Raw genomic sequence first — 6,492 nt, 5'->3', positions numbered from 1 at the left:
GCCGTACTGGTTTTTGTTAATCCACTATACAAAAAGACAGTTTTCAGACAGCAAATCCGTCTTCACACGATACCTATTTTGTTATAACATAACAAAATCTTTAACCCACACGAGACAAAGGCTGCACCATGAAGAAAACATTGACACTGCTCGCCGTTTCCGCCCTATTTGCCACATCCGCCCACGCCCACCGCGTCTGGGTCGAAACCGCCCACACGCACGGCGGCGAATACCTTAAAGCCGACTTGGGCTACGGCGAATTTCCCGAACTCGAACCCATCGCCAAAGACCGCCTGCACATCTTCAGCAAACCGATGCAGCTGGTTACCGAAAAAGGCAAGGAAAACATGATTCAACGCGGCACATACAACTACCAGTACCGAAGCAACCGTCCCGTTAAGGACGGCAGTTACCTCGTCATCGCCGAATATCAGCCTACTTTCTGGTCAAAAAACAAAGCAGGCTGGAAACAGGCGGGCATCAAAGAAATGCCTGACGCAAGCTATTGCGAACAAACCCGAATGTTCGGCAAAAACATCGTCAACGTCGGACACGAAAGCGCGGACACCGCCATCATCACCAAACCGGTCGGACAAAACTTGGAAATCGTCCCGCTGGACAATCCCGCCAACATTCACGTAGGCGAACGCTTCAAAGTCCGCGTTCTGTTCCGTGGCGAACCGCTGCCCAATGCCACCGTTACCGCCACCTTTGACGGCTTCGACACCAGCGACCGCAGCAAAACGCACAAAACCGAAGCACAGGCTTTCTCCGACAGCACAGACGACAAAGGCGAAGTGGACATCATCCCCTTGCGCCAAGGCTTCTGGAAAGCCAATGTCGAACACAAAGCCGACTTCCCCGATCAAAGCGTGTGCCAAAAACAGGCGAACTACTCGACTTTAACCTTCCAAATCGGCCATTCGCACCATTAATCCCGCCCGCACAAAAATGCCGTCTGAAGGCTTCAGACGGCATTTTTTGTTCAAACATCAATACCAACCGCGCAGCTTCATCGCTTTTTCAACACGGCGGATACTCATCATGTAAGACGCGGTTCGCAAATCGACATCATACTCTTGCGCCAAGTTCCATATATCGCGGAACGCACGGCGCAGGACGACGGTTTCTTTTTCCTGAACTTCGTCAAACTCCCAATAATAGCCTTGCAGATTTTGTACCCATTCAAAATAAGATACCACCACGCCGCCGCAGTTCGCCAAAATATCGGGCACGACCAATACGCCGTTTTGACGCAAAATAACGTCGGCTTCGGGCGTAGTCGGGCCGTTTGCGCCTTCAACCACGATTTTCGCGCGGACTTTACCGGCGTTTTCGGAAGTCAGTTGATTTTCCAGCGCGCAAGGGGCGAGTACGTCCACATCCAAAGCCAAAAGTTCGGCGTTGGTAATTTCCTTGCCGTAACCGGCTTCGTTGGTGATGAAGCCTTTTTCTTGGAACTCTTTAAACAAAGCTTCCATATCCAAGCCGTTTTCGTTGTAAATGGCAACGTCAACAGTAGAAACCGCAACAACTTTCGCGCCGGATTGATGCGCGTAATAACCTGTGTGGTAACCGACATTACCGAAACCTTGAATGGCGTAAGTGGCACCCTTCACGTCCTTGCCCAGTTTTTCCAAGGCTTGGACGGCGGCGAGGTTCACGCCGTAACCCGTGGCTTCGGTACGCGCCAAAGAGCCGCCGAACTCGACCGGTTTGCCGGTAAATACGCCCGGTGCGGAATGTTTCACCACGTTTTCATAAGCATCCACCATCCACGACATAATTTTGCCGTTGGTGTTCACATCGGGGGCGGGAATATCGATTTTTTCGCCGATCAGCGGAGAAATGGCTTCGGAATAAGCGCGGGCGATGCGTTCCAGTTCCGCCTCGGAATAATCGCGCGGATCCAAGGTAACGCCGCCTTTGCCGCCGCCGTAAGGAATGCCGGCCACGCAGCATTTGATGGTCATCCAAATCGACAGGGCTTTGACTTCGTCCAGATTCACACCGGGATGGAAGCGCACGCCGCCTTTATAGGGGCCGACGGCGTTGTTGTGTTGCGAACGGTAGCCCGTGAAGGTTTTGACCGTGCCGTCGTCGAGTTTGACGGGGAAATTGACTTCCAACACGCGGGTCGGACTCTTCAGGATTTCATAAACGGCCGGATCGGTTTTCAGCCGGTCGCAGGCGGTTTTGACCTGTTTGCGCGCGATTTCAAACGGATTGAGGGTTTCTTTTGCAAGGGCTTCAGACATTTTGCTTCCTTTTCACAAAAAGATTTTCAGGGGCGTGCATTTCGCTCATTACTATAACCAATTTCCCGACAAAATGTAATAGCGTGTAGTCGGCATAAGCCCGATTTGATTAATCTATATATGATTTTATTTTTCAAGCCGCACGGAATCAGCCCGGACTCCGCCTGAAAAAGCAGCGCGCGCGTCCGAAAAATAAATGTCAAATTAAATAAAGATATAGGCATCCTTTTATTTTTTAAAAATTTAATTGGAACATCGCCGGGATTTCAAACCCTTGCCCGATTCCGCCCCGAAATCCGAAAACACCGCCTGCAAAACCTGTTGCGATTGTTAACAATCTATACATTAGAAGCCCTGTGCAAACGATGTTAAAATAAACCCTTTCAACCCGACAGGAAATCAGATTATGAATGCAGCCATCGAACACGTCCAAGCCGTCGCCTTCGATTTGGACGGCACACTGTGCGATTCCGTCCCCGACCTTGCCGCCGCCGCAGAAGCGATGTTGGAGCAACTCGGTATGAAACCGCTGCCCGCCAAAGTGGTCGAAAGCTATGTGGGCGACGGCATCGGCAAACTGGTTCACCGCGTCCTCACCAACGACCGCGACCGCGAAGCCGATTCCGAACTGTGGGAAAAAGGTTTCGTGTCCTATATGAAATACTACCGCGACCATTTGAGCGTCTTCACCCGCCCCTATCCCGAAACCGAAGCCGGGCTGGCATTGCTCAAATCTTTGGGCATCCCGCTGGCAGTCATTACCAACAAAAACGAAATCCTTGCCGTCGAACTGTTGAAACAGCTCGGACTTGCCGACTACTTCAGCCTGATACTCGGCGGCGACAGCCTGCCCGAGAAAAAACCCAGCCCCCTGCCGCTGCGGCATGCCGCCGAAGTTTTGGGTATCGATGTTGCAAACATGGTTATGGTCGGCGACTCGCGCAACGACATCATCGCCGCCAAAGCCGCCGGCTGCCTGAGCGTCGGCGTTACCTTCGGTTACGGCGATATGACGCTGCTCTCGCAAGACGATGCGACCCGCCCCGACTGGATTATCGGCTCGCTGCCCGAAATTTACGAAAACCTGCAACCGCAGAAAAATAAAGACGAAGAATAAAACAATCTGTTCAGACGGCATCGGAATCCGTTTCCCATGCCGTCTGAATCTTTCCGTGCCGAAACCGCCGCCATGAAACCGCAAAAATCCCTACGCGCCCGCGCGATGGACATCCTCTCGCGCCAAGAAGTCAGCCGCATCGGTCTGAAACGCAAACTTGCACCGCACGCCGAAAGCGAAGAGGAGTTGGAAAACGTGTTAAACGAATTTGCCGAACGCAACTGGCAGTCGGATTTGCGCTATGCCGAAGCCTATATCCGCAGCAAAAGCCGCAAACACGGTTCATTGAGGCTGAAACAGGCTTTGGCGCAACAGGGCATAGATGAAGAAACCAGCCGCAACCTGCTTCCCGACCGCTCAAGCGAAAAACTGGCCGCCATAGCCGTGTTGCGTAAAAAATTCAAACACCCCGCCGCCGACCTCAAAGAAAAACAAAAACAGGCGCGTTTCCTCGCCTATCGCGGATTCGATGCCGATACCGTTCAGACGGCATTGAAACACGCTTGGGACGAAAATTGGGAAGACGGCTGCTGACCTTCCTTCTTGAATCTTTTTGCACGGCAACATAACCTTACGCCCGTTTCCAACTTTTCCGATTGAGAACAAAATGTCCGGACAACCCGAAAAAAATCATAACCCCCTCCTTGAGGACGAACGCAAGAACCCCGTGTACCGCATGGGGCAGGCAGTTGCCGGATTCATGCTCATCGTTTGGGCAGGCGTGTTGGCACTCGTGTTTTTCCTAGTCTTCCGTTTTTGGCTTTCCTAAACAAAATGCCGTCTGAAGGCTTCAGACGGCATCGGCGGTCCATTTCGGCAGACTATCCCATCATAGCTTTTTTTAGCTTGAATTCCACTTCCCCATTCCCTAAAATTTTCCCACACCCATTTCAAAACACCCTTTCTTAAAACAGGTACACTATGACACAACAACGCCAACTGCCTTCCCACGAACTCATTATGTCCGAACTGATGATGCCGGACACCGCCAATTTCAGCGGCAACGTACACGGCGGCGAACTCCTGCTCCTGCTCGACCAAGTCGCCTATTCCTGCGCCAGCCGTTACAGCGGCAATTATTGCGTTACCCTGTCGGTTGACAAAGTCCTGTTTAAAGAACCCATCCACATCGGCGATTTGGTTACCTTTTACGCCGCTGTCAACTACACGGGACGCACCTCGATGGAAATCGGCATCCGTGTCGAAGCACAAAACATCCGCACCGGCGAAATCCGCCACACCAACAGCTGCTACTTCACGATGGTTGCGGTCAAAGACGGCAAACCCGTCCCTGTCCCTCCGCTGGAAATCCTGACCGACCGCCAACGCTGCCGCTACGAAAAAGCCAAAAAACGCAGAGACATCAGCCTGCAAGCCTCTGAAGACATGTCCTGCGGCTGCTGACGGCGGACTATGCCGTCTGAAAGACAGGCACATCGCGCCATCCGTTTCCATTGCAAACGGATGAAATCAAGCAAATATAGTGGATTAAATTTAAACCAGTACGGCGTTGCCTCGCCCTAGCTCGAAGAGAACGATTCTCTAAAGGTGCTAAGCACCAAGTGAATCGGTTCCGTACTATCTGTACTGTCTGCGGCTTCGGTCGCCTTGTCCTGATTTTTGTTAATCCACTATACCCAAACACAGTCAAACAAATTTATATGCCCCGTCCCTTCTGAATGATTTGAAAACACAGCCGCCAAAAACAAAAATGCCGTCTGAAAACCTTTCAGACGGCATTTCCAACTTGATTTCAGGCAGAAAGTCAGAACGCGATATAGCTGTTCGGATTAACCGGTTTGCCGTTTTGCCGCACCTCGAAATGAAGCTGCGTTCTGGAAGCGTCGGTATTGCCCATCAAAGCGACCTGCTGCCCGCGTTTGACCTGCTGGCCTTCGCCGACCAGCAATTTTTGGTTGTGCCCGTACGCGGTCAGGAAGGAAGAATTATGCTGGATGATGACCAAGTTTCCGTATCCCCTCAAACCTGAACCGGCATAAACCACTTTGCCGTCAGCCGCCGCCAAAATGGGTTGTCCGGCATTTCCTGCAATATCGACACCCTTGTTGTTGCCGCCGAAATCGGCAACCACTTTACCTTGCGTCGGACGCTGCCAAACAATGCCGCCGACCGAACGCGTGCCGGAAGGCGAAGCGGCAGGAGATTGCGGGGCGGGCGCGGGAACCGCTTTATTTTCCGCAGCGGACGCGGCAGGTTGCGGCGCGGACTGCACGGGCGGTTGCGCGGCGGGTTTCACAGGGGTTTGCACGGCGGCCGGTACGGCGGGCCTGCTTTCTACGGCTGCGGTTTTCGGTGCGGCATATCCTGCCGGTTTGACTTTAACAATCTGACCGATGCTCAACGTATTGTCGGTCATGCCGTTCCACGCACGGAAATCGTCTTGAGAGATATGGTAGCGTTTGGAAATGTTGTACACCGTGTCGCCGCGCACAATAGTATGCGTCGCCGCGTTGATGTCGACGGGTGCGGACTGTACGAGCGGTTGCGCGGCAGCCGGTACGGCGGGCCTGCTTTTTACGGCTGCGGCTTTCGGTGCGGCATATCCTGCCGGTTTGACTTTAACAATCTGACCGATGCTCAACGTATTGTCGGTCATGCCGTTCCACGCACGGAAATCGTCTTGAGAGATATGGTAGCGTTTGGAAATGTTGTACACCGTGTCGCCGCGCACAATAGTATGCGTCGCCGCGTTGATGTCGACGGGTGCGTAAGAAGGAACGTATGTACCCGAAACGGCAGGTGCAGACGGCGGAACATAAGCAGGAGGCGCGCTTTGCACCGGCGGCACATAAGGCGCATCGCCGGCAGGAGCCGGGCTGTACGGCGTTGCTCCATAGGGGTTGTTGTAAACTGCCGAAGACGGCGCGTCCTGCATACCTGAATTGCCTGCAATGACGGGGGCAGGCTGCTGGGTAGCACAACCGCCCAACAGTGCGGCAAAGGAGGCGCAAGCCGCCAAAAGTGTCGTTTGTTTCAACATAAGATAACCTTCATGTTCCGATATATAGCCTGAATGCGGTATATCATAATAAAAATGCGCGTTCTTCTCAAGCGCAAAGCCCGACGGTATAGTGGATTAACAAAAATCAGGACAAG

At 52.8% G+C, this 6,492-nt stretch carries 7 protein-coding genes; 5 read left to right on the top strand and 2 right to left on the bottom strand.

The features are described 5' to 3' along the window. Positions 1–128 precede the first annotated feature (128 nt). Positions 129–935, top strand: coding sequence for a DUF4198 domain-containing protein (locus tag HMPREF2959_RS01755; RefSeq protein WP_002212946.1), 807 nt, complete (start codon positions 129–131; stop codon positions 933–935). Between the two features lie 57 nt (positions 936–992). On the opposite strand, the gene HMPREF2959_RS01750 is transcribed toward HMPREF2959_RS01755, so the two are convergent. Next, positions 993–2,258: a Glu/Leu/Phe/Val family dehydrogenase gene (locus tag HMPREF2959_RS01750; RefSeq protein WP_002212944.1), complete on the bottom strand. Its 1,266-nt coding sequence runs from the start codon at positions 2,256–2,258 to the stop codon at positions 993–995. Positions 2,259–2,664: 406 nt separating this feature from the next. Between HMPREF2959_RS01750 and HMPREF2959_RS01740 the strand changes: the two genes are divergently transcribed. From HMPREF2959_RS01740 to HMPREF2959_RS01720, 4 genes are all read left to right on the top strand, one after another. Beyond that, entirely contained in the window at positions 2,665–3,375 is a 711-nt protein-coding gene (locus HMPREF2959_RS01740) for a phosphoglycolate phosphatase (RefSeq protein ID WP_002216874.1), read from the top strand. A 72-nt stretch (positions 3,376–3,447) separates the two neighbouring features. Next, the gene (gene recX / locus HMPREF2959_RS01735; RefSeq protein ID WP_002232729.1) at positions 3,448–3,909 is read left to right on the top strand and encodes a recombination regulator RecX; all 462 of its coding nucleotides are present in this window, start codon (positions 3,448–3,450) and stop codon (positions 3,907–3,909) included. Between the two features lie 73 nt (positions 3,910–3,982). Next, positions 3,983–4,144 carry a hypothetical protein gene (locus HMPREF2959_RS11790; RefSeq protein WP_070696295.1) on the top strand — a complete coding sequence of 54 codons (162 nt, stop codon included), beginning with the start codon at positions 3,983–3,985 and terminating at the stop codon, positions 4,142–4,144. A gap of 152 nt (positions 4,145–4,296) precedes the next feature. After that, positions 4,297–4,779, top strand: a complete 483-nt coding sequence (locus HMPREF2959_RS01720) for an acyl-CoA thioesterase (RefSeq protein ID WP_002216871.1) — start codon at positions 4,297–4,299, stop codon at positions 4,777–4,779. Positions 4,780–5,140: 361 nt separating this feature from the next. On the opposite strand, the gene HMPREF2959_RS01715 is transcribed toward HMPREF2959_RS01720, so the two are convergent. Continuing rightward, positions 5,141–6,376, bottom strand: a complete 1,236-nt coding sequence (locus HMPREF2959_RS01715) for a M23 family metallopeptidase (protein WP_070696293.1) — start codon at positions 6,374–6,376, stop codon at positions 5,141–5,143. Positions 6,377–6,492 lie beyond the last annotated feature (116 nt).

The organism is Neisseria sp. HMSC070F02 (genome assembly GCF_001814225.1).
Classification (GTDB): domain Bacteria; phylum Pseudomonadota; class Gammaproteobacteria; order Burkholderiales; family Neisseriaceae; genus Neisseria; species Neisseria meningitidis.
The sequence above is the reverse complement of the archived record's forward strand: the minus strand, read 5'-3'. Positions and strand labels throughout refer to the sequence as shown.